Below are 18,290 nucleotides of genomic sequence, written 5' to 3'. Positions count from 1 at the left end.
AACAATGAAACACCCCATTATATCTGGTGCTTTACTCTGTATGGCAGCACTTCCTGCCACAACGGTAGCACAAACTATCAATTTTGAGACTCAGGACTACAAGTCCATCGGTGTTTACGACACATGGGAGAACTCTCCTTTCCGTAAAGGCCAACTGCAGGGAAATGTAGCAGTGGTTGACAATCACCTTACGGCGATGGACTCCACCCTTCTTATTTTTCCCAATAGCTCTGAAAAGATTCTTGGTTTCCAGCGTTCGCGCTATGGTAGCAACACGTTTGGTGCGCGCATCGACCTGAAAGAAACCTTCGAACTTAAGCCAGAAATCAAGTACGTACACGTACTCATCAATAAGCCTGTAAGCGGTCGCGTGATGCTCATTGGTTTAGGAAAGCGCAAAGAACGCGCCGACCAAAGTGCGGAAACTGAGCAATTCTGGGTTATCTCCAACAATACGGTAACACCGAATCAGTGGTGCGATGCAGTATTTTCAATCAAGGGTGCTGGCGGTATAGACATCCACAGCCTTGTGGTAGTGCCCGATGCAGAGTCTTCTCACACGCTTTCCTCCGACTTTGCTTGTTACATCGACAAGATCGTAGTGAACGACAAAGTAACATCCGACATCGAACGTGAGGACTACCCCATCAACTTTAAGAAAGATCAAACTTACACCCGCGGAGACCGTGGTCTGAAGGCTGTAAAACTGCAAGCTTCTACTATTAACGTGACTGCCTCTATCACGCAGGGCAAAACGCGAGTATTCTCAGACCTTACCTCTAAGCAATTCCAGGTGAAACCAGGTCAAACGGTGACGCCAGCTTTCGATTACTCTGGTACATGGATGAGCGGCTACGTTTACGTTGACTACGGACGCGACGGAAAGTTCTCCTACGACATCTTACCTGATGGTAAACCCGACAATTCTGACCTCGTCACCTATTCGTTCTACAAGAACAAGAATAGCAAGGGGGCATCTGTCAACAATGGTAACACCCTCGTTCAACCGTCATTTACAATTCCTGCAAACTTGCCGGTAGGTTTCTATCGCATGCGCTACAAGGTGGACTGGGACAATATCGATCCCCGTGGTAATTCTTCAAACGACAACAACATCTTGACCAACGGTGGTGCAATTGTGGATGTACGCCTCAATGTACACGGCGACAGCGTCTACGTGAACGATGCCAACCGCAACGGCGAAGTGTTGGCTGCCGACGGCTCTAAGCTCAACAGCTACCGCATTCCTTTCGGTAAGAGTTTCACCATCAAGATGAATCCGGAACGCGGTTTCACTTATAGCGGTATCCGTCTGCGTCATGGTTACAACTTAGCGGGCGACTCGCTTGTCCACAGCACACCACAGTACGAAGATATCATTTTCAAAAAATCTCAATTCAAGAAGGACGACACCTTCACCATCCCTGCCATCTACGTTGATGGTAATCTCGAAATTGAGGGGCTCTTCATCAGCAATACTAGTACCGTTGTAAACGACTACCCCGTAAATTTTGACAAGGCCACAAAGCGCACTCGCACCGACCGCGTTCTGAACGGAATCGGCTTGGGAGAAATCGCTTACAACGTGGCCAACACTGAACTCATGTACCACAACTTGACGAGCAAGACTTTCGTTACTCGTCAAGGCAGTACGGTAAAGCCTTTTGTTAATTACAGTGCAGGCTGGATGAACGCCTTTGTCTATCTCGATAAGGATCAAGATGGAGATTTCAATGTGGAAGAAGTAGGTGCTAAAGGAGCACTCACAGAAAGCACAGACCTCGTTTCCTTTTCAGCCTTGACACTGAGCGATCAAACACGCTACAACAGTGCAGGTACTCAACTTGACAACCTGAACACCCTCAACACTCCTGCGTTTAAGATTCCTGAGAACCTCGCTGATGGTTTTTATCTGATGCGCTATAAAGTGGACTGGGACAGCACAGACCCTGCTGGTCGTGTGGACGAACAAAACCATATCGTAAACAATGGCGGTGCCATTGCAGATATTCGCGTGCTCGTCACCAAGAGAGAGAAAGTGACCGCTAAAGTTTTTAGCAATCACGGTCTCCTCACTTCTTTCGACGGTAAAGACCTCAACAACGCTGAACTGGCTTTGGGAAAGGGACTTACGGTATTGGCTAAATCTGAAAAAGGCTACAAACTAACAGGCTTACGTCTGCGCCACGGCATCCTTGGTGGCGACAGCATTGCGAACAAAGTGGCGCAATATGTCGACACATACTTCACAGCTGACGACATCAAAGGCGGAATGCTGCAACTCAATGGTGGCTACGTGGATGGCGACCTTGAATTCTACCCTACCTTTGAACCAGCAACAGCTGAAGAAGAGGCAGCGGGCGAATATATCCTCGTTTTCGATGATGAATTCAACCAGCCCAACGGTACTCAGCCCGACCCTGCACGCTGGACGCGCTCCGTGCGCTACGGCGCAGCTTGGAACCGCTGGATTAGTAACTCCAACGATGTCATCTTCTGCCAAGACGGCTGTCTCGTTGCGCGAGCCATCCCCAACCCCGACAAAAGTATCGACAATGTTGATATGCTTACAGGTGCCGTTGAAACGCGCGGTCTTTATAGCTTCACGTACGGAAAAGTAGAAGTTCGTCTTCGCACTAATCCTCATCGCGGCAATTTCCCCGCTGCTTGGATGATGCCACAGCCCCCTGCTGAGGGTTGGCCCAAGGCTGGTGAGATCGACATCTTTGAAGCTATCGACACACAGAATCGTGCTTACCACACCATACATACTAACTGGACATACACTCTCGGTAAGAAAAACGAACCGCAATCAAGCTTCAGCGAAAATGTCAACGTGGCCGATTGGCACGTATATGGTGTAGAATGGGATGCAGAGCGCATCACTTGGACTGTAGACGGACAGCAGGTGGGTAGCTACGCAAAGAGCACCGACCAGAACGCTCTCGACAAAGGTCAGTGGCCGTTCACTAAACCGTTCTACCTCATTCTCAACCAGAGTGTGGGCAACGGCAGTTGGGCAGCTAATGCTGATGTCAACCACGTTTATGAAACTCGCTTCGATTACATTCGCGTTTACCAGAAAGTACCGACAACGGGTATCATAGAAGTGACATCCAATACAAATAATTCAAATGTAGTTTACGATCTGAGCGGCCGCCGCGTGAATACTCCTAGCAAAGGTCTCTACATCGTGAATGGAAAGAAAGTTTACATCAAGTAATCCCCATTTTTCATAATACCCCCAAAGGCTGCCTCAACAAAAGGCAGCCTTTTTTGTACATGCAAAAAAGAATTGTTCTCAGAAGAGAACAAACGATTCGGACGAAATGAAGAATAGCCCCTCAGCCCTGTTGGACGAATCAGAGACATCGGAGGAGGAAGTTCTCCCAACTATTATCACCCTTATTATGTTCGCAAATACAATAAGCGCGCTGGCTGACATCCTTATTCTGTCAGCTAACAGCCTTATTGTATTTTCAAACGCAATAAGGCTATCGACAAACACAATAAAGAAGGGCAAAAACAAGCTTATTCCACCAGAAATTCACATAGTTTTCCACAGGTTTTTCCACAGCTTTCAAATGGACATCCTTATTGTATCCCAAGACTTTTGAGGCTATTTTAGAAAACTGTTTTGAAGAAAGCAACAACAAAATAAGCCAATCCGAATAGAACTGGCAGATGTAGATTGACAAACATAAAAAGAAAACCGCTACAAATCTTTTGACTTGTAGCGGCTAAATTGTGTTGGGGTACTCGGACTCGAACCAAGAATGACAGGACCAGAATCTGTAGTGTTACCATTACACCATACCCCAATTCCTTTGGGCTTTCGGGCTTTCCTTCCCGATTGCGAGTGCAAAAGTAGTACTTGTTTTCATAAAAACCAAATGTTCCCACAACTTTTTCTAAAAAAATTGCTGACAGCCTTATTGTATCTGCCTAAAACTTAGATTTTCTTCTTTCGGCACATTCTTTGTTAACCCGCCACATAAGCAAAAATCGCAACGTCCTTATTTTATTCCATCATCGGCACAAGGTCGTTCGGAAAATAAGCACTAAATTTGTTCCTCAAATAATTGTACTCAAAAAAAGATGACAGAAACGACCCAACTGGTGGATTCCATCGTTCGCGGAATCCAAGAGAAGAAAGGCTTTGATATTATAACAGCCAATTTAACTTCAATTGGCACAGCACCTGCCCAATATTTCGTGATTTGCACAGGCAACAATCCGCAGCAGGTGGAAGCCATCGCTGAATCGGTGGCTGATACATCCCGAAAGGAAATGGGCGAAAAACCGGCCTCCGTACAAGGAGAGCAGCAGGCTGAATGGATTGCACTCGACTATGGTACTGTCATGGTGCATGTTTTTGTCCCTTCTGCGCGCCAGTATTACGACTTAGAGAATCTCTGGGAAGACAGCGAGTTGACGGAGATTCCCAATTTAGACTAACACGTAAAACATGAAACAGAACGCTTCAAAGAATAAGATGCCCAAGTTCAATCTCACTTGGCTTTATCTCCTTATCGTCTTGGGGCTTAGCTACGTGCTCTTCATGGGCACAGGCTTTGGCGGCTCAGCAGATAAGGACATCGACTATACCACCTTCAAAGCCTACGTTCAAAAAGGCTATGCAAAGAGTATCACGGTCAATAAGAGCGAGCAGAATGCAAAAATCCTTATTGATAGTGGTCACATCCGCGATGTGTTTGGCAAAGACAGCGGTAAGGCTGGACAAAACCCAACAGCTACTGCTGGAATCCCCTCTACTGATGATGTGCAACGATTCTTAGAACTTGCCCAATATAAAGGCCCTATTCGATACGAGATATCCAACAGTCTCTTTTCAAACCTATTAACGAGCTTCCTCCCCCTACTGCTCATCATCCTTTTCTGGTTCTGGGTGTTCCGCCGCAGCAGTGGCGACGGCGGTGGAGGTGGCGGCATCTTCAACGTAGGTAAGAGCAAAGCAAAACTCTTTGAGAAAGGCGATGGTGTGCATGTAACGTTCAAAGATGTTGCAGGACAAGAGAGTGCAAAACAAGAGGTGCAGGAAATTGTAGAATTCCTCAAAAATCCAGGACACTATACTGAATTGGGCGGTAAGATACCCAAGGGCGCACTTCTCGTAGGACCTCCGGGCACTGGTAAGACTTTGTTAGCCAAGGCAGTAGCCGGAGAGGCCAACGTGCCGTTCTTCTCCATGTCTGGATCCGACTTTGTTGAAATGTTTGTAGGTGTTGGTGCTAGCCGTGTGCGCGACCTTTTCCGACAAGCTAAGGAGAAAGCACCAAGTATCATTTTCATTGACGAGATTGACGCCGTGGGACGCGCCCGCGGACGCAATGCAGCGTTCGGCGGAAATGATGAGCGCGAAAACACCCTCAACCAGTTACTCACCGAGATGGACGGCTTCGGTACAAACTCAGGTGTTATCATTTTGGCAGCTACCAACCGTGCCGACATCCTTGATAAAGCCTTGCTTCGCGCTGGTCGATTCGACCGCCAGATACATGTAGATCTCCCCGACCTGCCCGAACGCGTGGCTATCTTTAAGGTACATCTCAGTCCGCTGAAGTACGACACCGCTCTCGATATTGAACTCTTGGCTCGTCAAACTCCAGGATTCTCCGGAGCAGATATTGCCAATGTCTGCAACGAAGCTGCGCTCATCGCTGCCCGCTATAAGCACGAGTTAGTGAGCAAGCAGGATTTCCTTGATGCCATCGACCGCATCATCGGAGGTCTGGAGAAAAAAACAAAAGTGATGACGGAGGACGAAAAAAAGGTCATCGCGCTCCACGAAGCTGGCCACGCCAGTGTTTCCTGGCTACTACAATACGCTAACCCGCTCGTAAAGGTCACCATTGTCCCACGCGGTCAAGCACTCGGGGCAGCTTGGTATTTGCCCGAAGAACGTACCATCACAACGAAGGAACAAATGCTCGACGAATTATGCTCCTTGTTGGGCGGACGTGCTGCTGAAGAACTTTTCACGGGCCACATCTCGAGCGGTGCACTCAACGATTTGGAACGCGCCACCAAGAGTAGCTATGGAATGGTGGCTTACCTCGGTATGAGCGACGAACTTTCCAACCTCTGCTATTATAATAATGATGAATACAATTTCTCCAAACCGTATTCAGAAAAGACGGCCGAGAGAATTGATGCTGAAGTGCATCGCATCATCAAAGAGCAATATGAGCGCGCCAAGAAGTTGCTCACCGAGAACAAAGAGAAGCACGCTCGTCTGGCCCAGTTACTCGTGGAGCGCGAGGTCATCTATCGCGAGGATGTAGAAGAAATTTTCGGTCCGCGCCCATGGAAGAGTCGCGGCGACCAGTTGCTGGAAGAGCAAGAGGCTGCCAATCGTAAAAAGGCTGAAGAAATGGCTCAACAACACGCCATGGAGAAACAGAAAGCTGCTGAAGCGGCCAACGCCCCACAGCAGGAAACGCCGCCTATTCCTCCAACCACTGCTGGCAGTGAACTTCCACCCATTCCAGTAGTACCTCCTGTTTCCGAAGAAAATCCTTCTACTGACAATCAGCACGAAGAAAAACAATAACAAATGAGTTCCGCAGAAACGCCGTAAGGTGCTTCTGCGGGACTTCTCTATTTTATACCCATCTGCCCATAATGAACAATTTAGTTACTCGCGCCATCACTGGCACACTCTTTCTCTTAGTCGTCATCGGGTGTATCATCGGCTCGGCTCTGTCCTTCACGCTGCTCTTCGCCCTTATCACGGGAGTCACCGTATGGGAGTTCGGCACCAACGTCAATAACCACACGGGAGCTAACGTAAACCGCCTCATCAGTACGACGGCTGGCGTTTATCTTTTCTTTAGTTTCGCCTTCGTCATGTCTGGGATCGTCGACATCAAAGCTTTTATCCCCTATCTGCTCACTATCCTCTATCTCCCCATTAGCGAACTTTATCTCAAAGACGAGAACCCGCTGCGAAATTGGGCTTATGCCTTTGCCTCTCAGCTCTATATTGCCCTGCCGTTCTCTATGCTCATCGTCTTGTCTCAATTTAGCCAAGCTATTTTTAGCGGGGACAGCACGAAGTATTGGGTACTCCCGCTGAGCGTTTTCATCTTCATCTGGACGAGCGACACTGGAGCATATTGCTGCGGAAGCTTGCTCCACAAGCGTTTTCCTGCAAAACTCTTCGAGCGCATCTCTCCCAATAAGAGTTGGGTGGGAAGCATCGGTGGCGGAGTATTCTGTCTCATTGCAGCCGTACTATTGAAAACAGCCTTTGGTGGTAACATGACGGTGCTCCAATGGATGGGGCTTGCACTCACAGTATGCGTATTCGGCACTTGGGGCGATCTCGTGGAGAGCCTCTTTAAGCGACAACTTAGCATCAAGGACAGCGGCAATATTCTACCAGGACATGGCGGTATGCTCGACCGCTTCGACAGTGCTTTGTTAGCCATCCCCGCTGCCACCATCTATCTCTATTCGCTCGAAGCCTTCTGCTATTGACCACGCTGAGCCTCCTCGCTCATTGAGAGCAAAAGATCTCGGCTCACCTCATAAACAACGCCACGCCCCTGATTCTCGGAATCGGGAGCGTGGCGTTTTTATTGTTTGAAAAATGGGTCGAAACGATGAGCCGAACTATTGCAACAGTCGTTTTGCGGTTTCCATCATGAAAGGCATGAGGACCTTGTACAGAATCACAAAGTTGGGCTGCCCATCAGCATAACAACATATTTCGTAGGACTGATACTGGAACAGAACGCCCTCTTTCGTGAAAAGCGGCCCACAAAGTGGCAGTGGAACAGGTCCTTCTGAATTTGGAATCATCAAAACCTCGGCAAGTTCTTTATCGGTTTTCACATTGAAGTAAACTTTCAGCGAGTCACTCATCAGTTTCTGAAATGCATCAGAACTAGTTTTGAAAACGTCCCACCCTATGCGGCGGCCGTCCGACTTACGGAATGTTGCGCCGCGCAGTATAGATATTCCGTGCGCTCCACCAGCAAACTCATCGAAAAAGCAAGACATGGTCAAATACGACTTTCCTTCAGCCAGCTTTTCCACAGCAACTTTCGAATAGAGTTGCACTCCGTCGAGCCTAAACTCTGCGCTTTCTTCCAGAAGTGGCTTCAGTCCCTCCTTCATATAGTGGGTAGCCATTCCTTTCACATCGGCATAGTCGCCACTATAAGAACCGCCCAGTTCTTCACTGATCCATTCACGCACACTATGGGTCAATGCTTCACCAGCCCCCTTAGGCGTAGTGAGAAGAACAGAAGAATAACAGATACCTGAATCCATTCGAGCAGAATCCACCATCATCGCCGTGGTATCGGCCGCAGCAGGCTCTGCACTGCCCTTGTTTTCACCTTTCGGAGCACATCCAAACACCATTCCGCAAGCTCCCAGCCACAGCAGAACGGGCAAACTTTTGCTAATCTTTATCATCGTATTTTAAATCTTTAGTTTGCAAAACTAAAGCATATTTTCTTTTTACCACAACACACTTATATCTTCTTTTACTATTTTTGCGAATGGATAACAAATAAATAAAAGATATGATAAGTTTCATCATCAGTTTGATAGCTCTTATCCTCGGATACCTGCTTTATGGGCGCTTCGTTGAGCGCGTATTTGCCCCCGACAATCGCCCCACGCCCGCTGTGGCTCAGGCCGACGGAGTGGACTATATCGTACTGCCCTCGTGGAAGGTCTTTATGATTCAGTTCCTCAACATTGCCGGAACGGGCCCCATCTTTGGCGCCATCATGGGTGCAAAGTTTGGCCCTGCCGCCTACCTATGGATTGTTTTCGGCTGCATCTTTGCTGGTGCTGTCCACGACTATTTCTGCGGTATGCTCTCCATGCGCCATGGCGGCTCATCACTGCCCGAACTCGTCGGCATCTACCTCGGCATTTCCGCCAAAAAGATTCTGTTGGTATTCAGCATCATCGTGCTGCTGATGGTGGGTACTGTCTTTGTCTATTCCCCAGCTCTCATCTTGGGCGGAATGACTGCACCTGCCGCTGATGCCAAGACATTCCACATCATGTTATGGGTGGGCGTCATTTTCATCTATTACATGCTGGCCACGATGCTCCCCATCGACAAAATCATTGGCAAGATTTATCCCATCTTTGCTTTCTCGCTTCTCTTCATGGCTGTGGCCTTGGGCGGTTACCTACTTGTGAAATGGCCCTCATTGCCTGAAGTGTGGGACATGGCTTCAACGCCCAATCTCGACGGTTCTGCTCTCTTCCCCTGCCTTTGCATCACGATAGCCTGCGGAGCTGTCAGCGGTTTTCATGCCACGCAAAGTCCGCTCATGGCTCGTTGCGTGAAATCAGAGAAGAGCGGGCGCGCCATTTTCTATGGTGCCATGATAACAGAGGGAATTGTGGCCCTGGTGTGGGCTTCTGTTTCAAGCTATTTCTTCTACGATGGCGGAGCAGCTGCCGTGGGCAGTACAACGCTGGCACAAGCGCCCGAGGTGGTAACGGCTGTGAGCAAAGGTTGGTTGGGCATCGTGGGTGGCATCTTAGCTATCCTCGGCGTTGTTGCAGCTCCCATCACGAGCGGCGATACGGCATTCCGCAGCGCGCGCCTCATCATTGCCGACTTCCTCAAGTTCAGTCAACGCCCCATTATCAACCGCCTTCTTGTGGCTGCTCCTCTCTTTGCGGCTGCGGGCTTCTTGCTCTGGTTCAATATAGCCGATAAAGACGGCTTCAATATCATTTGGCGCTACTTCGGGTGGTCGAACCAAACACTTGCAGTCTTCACGCTTTGGACCGCTACTGTGTATCTGGCGCGCGAGCACAAGCCCTACATCATCACGCTCATCCCCGCACTTTTCATGACGGTGGTGTGCACTTCCTTTGCTTGCTATTCCGACACAATGCTCAACTTCGGACTGACAACTTCCTACTGCGTTGGCGCATTTGTTCTCATCGTCACCACGCTATGGTTCTTCCGTTGGCTCAAGAAAGACAAGGGCCAACCGGAGCAATAAACCATTGCATACTTGTATCACTGCCACCTGCACAAAGAGCGTGGGTGGCTTTTTTGTAGACAAAAGACAAGCCCATTCAGAAAAAAATACAGACACAAAGAATACATTTTACAACGTATCAAGAGAGCGCGACAGAGAAAACATACTTTGTAAAACATATTCTTACTTTACACCATATAGAATCGCATACTTCCCAACAACAAAGAAAGGAGATGAAAAATTCCGCCTTCTTGAGAACATAGAAAAAGGCTTCCGCGCACAGATACAATAAGGCTGTCGACTGACAGCCTTATTGCGCCAGCTGGCTTCCTTATTGCGTCGACGGATACAATAAGGAAATCTACGGCGTAGCATAGGTCATTTTTTTGAAAAAACTGAAGAAAAAGGGGGCTAATCAGCATATTTCATGAACAAAGCAAGATTTTGGTGCATAAAATATGCCCTTGGATTTATACAATGTGCGAAAAAATTGCGCAAATAAAGCAAAAGCTGCATCTTTCCCGTTCTATTTCAGCAACTACAAATGTAAAGAAATAGCGCACTAAAAACAACTAAAAATATCACTTCCGCTTTGAACAAAACAAATGGAAGTCCACCATTGCCCCTAAGAGAAACGAAGCGGACTTCCAACTTACTATATTGTCTAAATAATGGTTTTCTTCATTGCAGACTTTCCAGCCGTCACGCCCTGCTTTGCTGCATACTATTTAGCCGTTCCGGATATGCGCATAATATTGACATAGGCCGTAGAAAACTCTCGAGCCGTCAGCGGATTGCGGCGGAAACTGGACGCAGTGGAGAAACCATAGGAGAGCAAGCCGCCTTTCTTCACTTCAACAATCATCGAGAACGGCATCCATTGTGTCTGCATCAGATTCCTCTCTATAGCTTTAATGTTAGCGTTCGGAACTAAGTCTTCGAGAATTCTACTATTCTCTTCGCTACTCATAAAAACTCCTGGCTCAAACTCCTGTGTCTTCACTAAACTGCTATCCAAGACGGCATAAAGCGTGATGCCTTGCCCGTCCACTCGACGCATACCTTGAATCTTGTAAACACCTGGCGAAACTGTAAGCGATTTCTGAATCTCGAAGTCTAAATTTTTACCTTCATCAGCTTCCAAGTGAAGACCTTCAACCTCCGGACAATCTTCGCTATTGTCAGAATCGTAAAGTGGATCGTCGAAAGAATCAGAAGCCTCATCCGTACCGCTCAATCTAACTACTTTCCATCCTTCACTATCGAGATAGCGCCAGCTACTATCATCGAGGAAAACGCCATTGCGCGTATTCTCCTGATGATAAACAACGCGTTGCTTCTCGTTGTATTTGTCGGTAAACGTTTTTGCGCGCATCACACCTGTAATAGTTGAGAATAGAGCCAGACCAAAAGCAATGACCCAAATAATAGTGAAGGTGGCTTTTGTAGCTACCGACATCGGTTCGCTATTGGGTTTGCGAAACATTGCGCGCACGATACCAACGAGAGGAATAGCAACGAGTATCAAACCTGAAAAGAGACCAATCCATATCCACCACTTCACATCGGGCATCTGGCTCTGAAATTCGCACAATTCTGCAAATGGCCCACCCCAACTGGCGGATTCCACACCAGCCACTGCGGCTGCACCAAAGGTTATCATTGAAATAAGGATCGTGAGGAGTATGCTGCCAAGAATCAGCACTACAAAACCCATCACCAGGAATAGAATGACTTTCACCATAATACCCAAACACCCTGTGGCTTGGGACTGCACACGCGGATTTGCCACAAAATCCTGAGTGGCCTTTACGCCGCGCATCACTTCGTCCCGAATGGTGGAGGGATTCACGGGCTCGCCGCGCATCTGCAAACGCTCCTCGGCTGTGCGCGCTTCAGGAATCAATGCCCACAACACTAAATAGACAAGCCCCAAAGCTGTCCAGGTAAAGATAACAGCCAGCACGAAAAGAATGCGCCAAGGCAGGGGATCAGTTCCTCCAAAATATTTTGTAGCCCCCGAGATTACACCACCGAGCATACGGTCTTCAGGGTCGCGGAAGAAGCGACGCGTGGTGCCTTCTCCATAGACAGGCGGCGGCATAGCGCCAGGAGCTGTCTCTTCGCCTTCTTCTGCTTCTTCCATCTCCTGCGGATCGCCAATGCGGTTGATGATGCTCTCCACCTGCTCAATGGTGATAGCCTCCACACCTTGTTCTTTGAGTTCGGCAAAAAGCTCAGCCACGCGGTGCTCTACATCGTCGGCCACTTCCTCACCTCCTTCGCGGCGAGAAAAATAGCTGCGGATATTTTTCTGGTACTTTTCCAACAATTCGTAAGCATCCTCATCAATGTTGTAGAGTTGTCCGAAAAGATTGATCGTGATATTCTTTTTCATAAGTAAAGATGTTTGATTGTTAAACTTGATTTTGTTTGAGCAGGTCTACTGTGCGTGTCAGTTGCGCCCACGCACTGTTGAGTTCCTGCAAGGCTGTGCGACCGTCCTCGGTAAGTTCATAGTACTTTCTGGGAGGCCCCTGCGTCGACTCCTGCCACTGATAAGAGAGGAGTCCGTCCTTTTTCAAGCGAGAAAGCAATGGGTAGAGCGTTCCCTCTACGACGATCAGCTCCGCCTCCTTCAACTGCGCGATGATGTCCGTCGCGTAAGAAGCTTGTCGGCTCAGGAGCAAGAGAACGCAGTATTCCAGCATCCCTTTCCGCATCTGCGATTTCGCGTTGTCTGTATTCATAAGCTCATAAGTTTATATTACCAACTTGTTTGTACTGCAAAGATATATACTTTTATAAATACCTTGCAATACAAAGTACTTGAAAATATCTATATTTTAAGTTTATTTTAGATTTAAAGCAGATTATACAACAACAAACAATTGATTTTGATAGCTACAAACAGAATACAGAAAAGAAGAAATCTTCGCAATTTCGCCTCTTCGTGCAATTCAATTTATCTTGTTTCAGCTTTCAGCGTCACAAACTATGCAGAAATGTTAATACATTTCAAAATCACATAAATAAACGAATGAAAGAGTATGACATACCATTTTTTTGTATTTTTACACCAAATTTCATTCAAGGCATGAACGATTCATTGCTGTCATGCCCCTATTTTACCCTAATGAAGCCAAGAGCAACCATAAAACTCATTTATGCATGGACATTAGTTATAATGTTCATGTCAGCTGTTGTTCTTAAAGGTTTCCACTATCACGACACATCTTATAATGGCAAGGCAAAGGTTTCAGCTAATCATGAAGTCTCTGTAAAGCAGATTTGCTACGTGTGTGACTACTTCATGCACGTGTCCACAATTGTCAAACCCTCTGTGTTTATAGCCATTATAGCGGTAAGTTGGGTCGTAAAATTTGTATTCACAGAACAGACTGTTTATCGAGCTGTTGCGTCAGTCAATAGTCATTCTCCTCCAACAGTTGGCTAATCAACTCCTCACAACGTAAGGGAGAAGTGTGCATTTACGCGTACATACAAAGCCTTATTTCAACTGACATAATAAGAAAAATAGAAAGTTTAAATTGTGCACTCACTCGTGCGCACAAGGCTTTGTTGTAGGGATTTTACCGGTTTTTCGCGCGAGTGAATCGCCGAAAAACCAACTATTGAATTTATTCTCAGACAATGATGCTCAATTTTAAATCAGGAAGGCATCAGTGGACAGGCGTTTTATTCATATGCCTGTGCTGGTGTGCTCCCTCAGAAGCGCAGAGAGGCGCTTCCGATAAACTTGTTCACGACTCCATATGCCTACATGAAGCCGTGGTTTCAGGCCACCGTCAAGTGACGGGGGTAAATCAAGTAGGCAGTCAAATCAACCAGATTACAATCTCAGAAGCCATGGGACGATCATTGGGAGCATTGCTCGAAGGAGTCAGTGGCATGAGTTCTATCCAGACAGGAACAATCGTTTCGAAGCCAGTCATACATGGAATGTATGGCAACCGTATTCTCATGGTGAGCAATGGCGCCCGACTAACCGGTCAACAATGGGGTGCAGATCATGCTCCCGAAGTAGATAAGAACAACTATAGTAACATTGGAGTGGTGAAAGGAGCAGATGCCGTTAAATACGGTTCCGAGGCACTTGGTGGTATCATTCTCATGCAACCATCGCCCCTACCCTATGAAAAAAGAGGTCTTCGTGGCATGATTTCAACATTTTACGGTACAAATGGCAGGCGTTTTGGGGCGTCTGGTTATGTGGAGAACAGTTTCAAATGGCGCGGAAACTGGGCGTGGCGTCTACACCTGCACAGCGAAAATGGAGGAGATAGAAGCACTGCCCATTACCTATTGAACAACACGGGTATGCGTGAAAACAACCTCTCGATGACTCTTGGCTACAGCCACAAGCCATGGCGATTAGAAGCAGGCTACAGCCTATTTGCACAGAAACTTGGCGTTATGCAGAGTGCACAGATGGGCAATGAGCAGTTGCTCCAAGAGCGAATAAGACTGGGGCGACCCGTCGATTTCACTCCCTTCAGTCGGCATATTGGCTATCCCTTTCAGCAAATCACCCATCACACGGCTTTTTTCAAGGCTTTTTTTAATCATCAAGCCATCGGCAATTTCTCCTTTCAGTCTACCTTTCAGCAAGATAACCGACGTGAGAATCGCATCCGACGTATGAACCATTCCAACATTCCTACTATCAGCCTACATTTAAAATCGCTGCAGAATTCTCTTGTCTGGAACAAAGGTTATGGACAATGGAAGAGCGAAGCTGGTACCCAAGTGCTTGTAACAGAAAACCATAATGAGCGTGGAACTGGTGTCGTTCCTATCATTCCCAATTATACTGAGGTGGCTTTCGGGCTCTATGCATTGCAGAAATTCACAACTAATCGCTGGGGATTGGAGGCTGGAGCACGTTTCGACGGACAGCAGACCAAAGCCGACGGCTACGACTGGACAGGCCAACGATATGGTGGAAAGCGTGATTTTACAAACTTTATCTATAGCCTTGGTGCTCATTATCACATCAACAGGCAATTGAAAGTGACATCACATTTCGGTGTAGCTTGGCGTGCTCCGCACGTCTATGAACTTTATAGTAACGGAAATGAACTAAGCTCTGGCATCTTTGTAAAAGGTGATTCTACACTTCGTTCCGAACAGAGTTACAAGTGGATTACATCTCTGAAGTATGCCAACAAGTATTTCAACATTCAGCTTGACGGCTATCTTCAATGGATCAACAACTACATCTACGACCAGCCGACAGGCCGAAACATCACTGTTATATCAGGTGCTTATCCTGTGTTTCAGTATAGACAGACACGTGCTTTCTTTAAAGGTGTCGACTTAGATGCACACATCAGACCCATTAGTTCACTCGATTATCACCTTGTTTCGGCCATGATTTGGGCATGCGAAAAACCTTCTAATGCCTATCTTCCCTACATTCCGAGTTTCCGACTAACACATTCGCTGACGTGGGCGTTACCTTTCTATAAAGCTTGTTCGCCCAAAATTGGTATTAGCCACCGCTTTGTGGCCAAGCAAACGCGCTTCAACCCCGCAACCGACCTCATTGCTTTCACGCCCGATGCCTATCATCTCATAGGCTTTGAAGCGAGCTTTTCCGTGCCAATACAAAAAGGAATGTCACTACGAATAAGCCTGATGGGCGATAATATTCTTAATCGTGAATATAAGGAGTACACCAATCGCAGCCGCTATTACGCCCACGACATGGGGCGTGATGTGCGCTGTATGATTACATGGAATTTCTAATAAAAACATAAAACGATGAAAACAAAGAAATTTATAAACGCTTTTGTGCTTTTCATAAGCACTGTTGCAACCAGCTTTTTTATGGCCTGCAACCCTGAAAATCCTGAAAACGAAAAAGAGAACAAGCTGCACGAAGATCCAGTCCGTGCAGTGTTCATCTTGCAAGAAGGCACTCTCGATGATGCTGCAACCTTCGACAAAACACCCAAAATGGCTAATTTCATTCCCTCTCCTACCTCTCCACAGGTGATTGAATGGCAGACGACGAAGGGTAAAGGCTGGCACGTAACGAGTAGTACCAAGGCTTTCCAAGTGAAGAATAGCATTGAGTCCCCCTCTGTAGTCTATCTCCTGAAGATGGAATACTACAACGACAAGGGCGAAATGATGAACAATCAGTTCTTCTCTCTCGGTCAGGACAAGATACATCAGCACTTCTTCTCGATGTTCAAATCAGTGAACTACAACGGTGAACTGAGTTCTGTCCGCGTCACGAACAAGGCAGAATTGCCGTATGACTACCGCTATATTGATGAGCTAAACGGCACGTTCATCGGCGAAACCAACCCGATGGGTTTCCAGGGACTCATCAAATTTGTGAAATCCGGACAACGTTTTGAACTCTCGGTCGACCTGCTTCACGCTGCAGAAAGCAAATTCGGAGACGATGGAAAGCCTTCTCCTTTCTATAGTCCTGCCAGAAAACTGCTCAGCACTGGACTGTGGGACATCAACGTAAAACTGCCTATCGTGATCGATGGCCAGTCAAATGAAAGTACGGAACTCGATCCTTCGCTCTTTAAGCCAGCTAAAGCTGTGATCGAAATCTACAACGGACACCTGCACGGACCGCATGCCTTCCATCAGAACCCTACACCGAAAGAACTCAAATATATCGGGAAAAATTACAAACTCATCTATACCTTAAATGATGGAAAGTGGATAGCTGATACAGAAAATCCCTCAAGTGTGAACCTCATGGGAAGCAGCAAAGACTATTATGTGTCTGCTTTCGTCATTCATTATTATGACAAATCAGGAAACGATATCACTTCGCAAATCGAGGAAAACGATGAGAACAAACACTATCAACACTTTTTCCTAGCCAAGAACATCCGCCCTTCTTACGGTGGCGAAAAAAATGTAGACGATGAAAACTCCACCAAGTTTTTCAAGTATGTCTATTGCGATACGACACCATGGGACAAGACCAACAAGCACGACGGAGCAAAATTCACCGGCGAGCAAAATCCTATCGGCCAGAAAGGTTACTTCTGCTTTCTGCAAACCCACAAGCAGTTTAATCTCGAAATACGCTTGATGCGTGCCCGCAAGTCCAAATTTAATGCTGGTAAGGCAAGCGAATTCTGTACTCCTTCTGCCAGCCAGTTGCAGGATGAAGCATGGATGCCAACCCTCTCTATTCCGATGAACATCTACATGGATAGCGATGAACGAGAACTCGACAACAGCGTTTTCGCTAAGGATTTTGACAATTTGAGCAACGATGCAAAGGACTATTCACAGAAAGATTTGACATCTATTCGCTCGCTCATGGAAGCTTTCGGAGTGACTGACATCAAAACAGCAGTCCTCGATTTCTGGTGGAATTTCCACGGTGACAGTAAGCATAGCGATGCCGGTTTCTGGTTTTAGGCAAATGCCCCGTATTCTCTCATCGCTTAAAGAGGAGAGTTAATCGCACAAGAAATAAAGGTTCATCCCCGAATTGCATTGGTACTTTTCTGTACTCATAAACACCAGTACAATTTTGGGATGAACCCTTTATTTTTCTCATTACAAGCATTGAGGGAGTAAAGATATGCGTGAGCAGAAGTGGATGCTGTGCGATACAGCTGAGGGTGGTGGATAGAAATTGTTGCTTCTATTATCACTCCTACCAGTAAAAACTTGAATTTTGTTGTCACGTTGTCACCGCAGAGTAAATACGCTGATAAACAGTAGGTTGCGAGCGTAACAACGAATTATTTGTTGTCACGCGTTGTCACGTTGTTGTCACGCACCCAATCCATAGATTTTCAGTTAGTTATACTCAAATTGTGACGACGTGACGGCGTGACAACAAAAAAACAAACTCGGGAGAGGAGTGTGTTTTCTCTTAGTTGCAGCCTTATTTGTCGCGCTCACAAAAACAATAAGGGTGCGAGCTGGCGCAATAAGGATGTCAGCTGACAGCCTTATTGTATTTTCAAACACACTAAGGATATTTGTGGGAGGGCTGAGTTTAGTGGGACTCATGGATAATACCAATGCAATTCGGGGATGAATGTTTAAAGCAGCGATAACCGAAAGTGTGGAAAAGAATCATTATCAGCATGACTTTTGCCTTTGACATTGTAGAACTTCGATGATATTTTCTTTTCCCAGTAGGCTTTAGCGTATATTTTGCTATCATAGCATCAAAAACTTGCAGAAATCATCTGCCATTACAAAAGATTTCTATAATTTTGTCTTCGGTAATCATAGCGATTTTTGTTTGTATTTATTTGAATTTCAACACCTTAA

11 protein-coding genes, 1 tRNA gene and 1 pseudogene are annotated in these 18,290 nt (G+C 46.7%); 8 read left to right on the top strand and 5 right to left on the bottom strand.

Features of this window, described 5'->3' with window-relative positions; translation table 11 throughout:
* Window positions 1-4: 4 nt before the first annotated feature.
* Window positions 5-3,223 (top strand): glycoside hydrolase family 16 protein, encoded by a 3,219-nt coding sequence (locus FHS60_RS01090; RefSeq protein WP_183693840.1) that lies wholly within the window; start codon window positions 5-7, stop codon window positions 3,221-3,223.
* A gap of 106 nt (window positions 3,224-3,329) precedes the next feature.
* Window positions 3,330-3,617, top strand: a complete 288-nt coding sequence (locus FHS60_RS01085) for a hypothetical protein (RefSeq protein WP_183693837.1) — start codon at window positions 3,330-3,332, stop codon at window positions 3,615-3,617.
* 133 nt (window positions 3,618-3,750) lie between these two features.
* On the opposite strand, the gene FHS60_RS01080 is transcribed toward FHS60_RS01085, so the two are convergent.
* A tRNA-Gln gene (locus FHS60_RS01080) sits at window positions 3,751-3,821 on the bottom strand.
* A gap of 277 nt (window positions 3,822-4,098) precedes the next feature.
* Here FHS60_RS01080 and rsfS point away from each other — a divergent pair.
* The 3 genes from rsfS (at window position 4,099) to FHS60_RS01065 (ending at window position 7,503) form a co-directional block, all read left to right on the top strand.
* A complete protein-coding gene (gene rsfS / locus FHS60_RS01075) occupies window positions 4,099-4,458 on the top strand; it encodes a ribosome silencing factor (RefSeq protein WP_183693834.1) in 360 nt (119 codons plus the stop codon).
* 10 nt (window positions 4,459-4,468) lie between these two features.
* Window positions 4,469-6,574: an ATP-dependent zinc metalloprotease FtsH gene (gene ftsH, locus FHS60_RS01070; RefSeq protein WP_183693832.1), complete on the top strand. Its 2,106-nt coding sequence runs from the start codon at window positions 4,469-4,471 to the stop codon at window positions 6,572-6,574.
* Between the two features lie 71 nt (window positions 6,575-6,645).
* On the top strand, window positions 6,646-7,503 hold the full coding sequence (locus tag FHS60_RS01065) for a phosphatidate cytidylyltransferase (RefSeq protein WP_183693829.1): 858 nt from the start codon (window positions 6,646-6,648) through the stop codon (window positions 7,501-7,503).
* Between the two features lie 135 nt (window positions 7,504-7,638).
* On the opposite strand, the gene FHS60_RS01060 is transcribed toward FHS60_RS01065, so the two are convergent.
* Entirely contained in the window at window positions 7,639-8,448 is an 810-nt protein-coding gene (locus FHS60_RS01060) for an RsiV family protein (RefSeq protein WP_183693826.1), read from the bottom strand.
* 110 nt (window positions 8,449-8,558) lie between these two features.
* Here FHS60_RS01060 and FHS60_RS01055 point away from each other — a divergent pair, with 110 nt between their 5' ends.
* A complete protein-coding gene (locus FHS60_RS01055; protein WP_183693824.1) occupies window positions 8,559-10,013 on the top strand; it encodes a carbon starvation CstA family protein in 1,455 nt (484 codons plus the stop codon).
* A 703-nt stretch (window positions 10,014-10,716) separates the two neighbouring features.
* Here the strand turns inward: FHS60_RS01055 and FHS60_RS01050 are convergent.
* Both FHS60_RS01050 and FHS60_RS01045 read right to left on the bottom strand, forming a co-directional pair.
* Window positions 10,717-12,390: a PspC domain-containing protein gene (locus tag FHS60_RS01050; RefSeq protein ID WP_183693821.1), complete on the bottom strand. Its 1,674-nt coding sequence runs from the start codon at window positions 12,388-12,390 to the stop codon at window positions 10,717-10,719.
* Between the two features lie 19 nt (window positions 12,391-12,409).
* Complete coding sequence (locus FHS60_RS01045) at window positions 12,410-12,742, bottom strand: PadR family transcriptional regulator (protein WP_009347329.1); 333 nt, start codon at window positions 12,740-12,742, stop codon at window positions 12,410-12,412.
* A gap of 904 nt (window positions 12,743-13,646) precedes the next feature.
* Here FHS60_RS01045 and FHS60_RS01040 point away from each other — a divergent pair.
* Together FHS60_RS01040 and FHS60_RS01035 are read left to right on the top strand one after the other, a co-directional pair.
* Window positions 13,647-15,764: a TonB-dependent receptor gene (locus FHS60_RS01040; RefSeq protein WP_183693818.1), complete on the top strand. Its 2,118-nt coding sequence runs from the start codon at window positions 13,647-13,649 to the stop codon at window positions 15,762-15,764.
* Between the two features lie 15 nt (window positions 15,765-15,779).
* Complete coding sequence (locus FHS60_RS01035; RefSeq protein WP_183693815.1) at window positions 15,780-17,420, top strand: hypothetical protein; 1,641 nt, start codon at window positions 15,780-15,782, stop codon at window positions 17,418-17,420.
* Window positions 17,421-18,051: 631 nt separating this feature from the next.
* Here FHS60_RS01035 and FHS60_RS10500 read toward each other — a convergent pair.
* Window positions 18,052-18,249 (bottom strand): annotated as a pseudogene (locus FHS60_RS10500) (IS982 family transposase); the annotation flags it as partial.
* Window positions 18,250-18,290 lie beyond the last annotated feature (41 nt).

It is taken from the genome of Alloprevotella rava, from assembly GCF_014195585.1.
GTDB classification, from domain to species: Bacteria; Bacteroidota; Bacteroidia; order Bacteroidales; family Bacteroidaceae; genus Alloprevotella; species Alloprevotella rava.
The sequence above is the reverse complement of the archived record's forward strand: the minus strand, read 5'-3'. Positions and strand labels throughout refer to the sequence as shown.

Excerpts from the sequence above, each read along its gene's own strand:
- FHS60_RS01090 (WP_183693840.1), top strand. The coding sequence starts at position 5 with ATGAAACACCCCATTATATCTGGTGCTTTACTCTGTATGGCAGCACTT.
- FHS60_RS01085 (WP_183693837.1), top strand. The coding sequence starts at position 3,330 with ATGAAGAATAGCCCCTCAGCCCTGTTGGACGAATCAGAGACATCGGAG.
- rsfS (WP_183693834.1), top strand. The coding sequence starts at position 4,099 with ATGACAGAAACGACCCAACTGGTGGATTCCATCGTTCGCGGAATCCAA.
- ftsH (WP_183693832.1), top strand. The coding sequence starts at position 4,469 with ATGAAACAGAACGCTTCAAAGAATAAGATGCCCAAGTTCAATCTCACT.
- FHS60_RS01065 (WP_183693829.1), top strand. The coding sequence starts at position 6,646 with ATGAACAATTTAGTTACTCGCGCCATCACTGGCACACTCTTTCTCTTA.
- FHS60_RS01060 (WP_183693826.1), bottom strand. The coding sequence starts at position 8,448 with ATGATAAAGATTAGCAAAAGTTTGCCCGTTCTGCTGTGGCTGGGAGCT.
- FHS60_RS01055 (WP_183693824.1), top strand. The coding sequence starts at position 8,559 with ATGATAAGTTTCATCATCAGTTTGATAGCTCTTATCCTCGGATACCTG.
- FHS60_RS01050 (WP_183693821.1), bottom strand. The coding sequence starts at position 12,390 with ATGAAAAAGAATATCACGATCAATCTTTTCGGACAACTCTACAACATT.
- FHS60_RS01045 (WP_009347329.1), bottom strand. The coding sequence starts at position 12,742 with ATGAATACAGACAACGCGAAATCGCAGATGCGGAAAGGGATGCTGGAA.
- FHS60_RS01040 (WP_183693818.1), top strand. The coding sequence starts at position 13,647 with ATGATGCTCAATTTTAAATCAGGAAGGCATCAGTGGACAGGCGTTTTA.
- FHS60_RS01035 (WP_183693815.1), top strand. The coding sequence starts at position 15,780 with ATGAAAACAAAGAAATTTATAAACGCTTTTGTGCTTTTCATAAGCACT.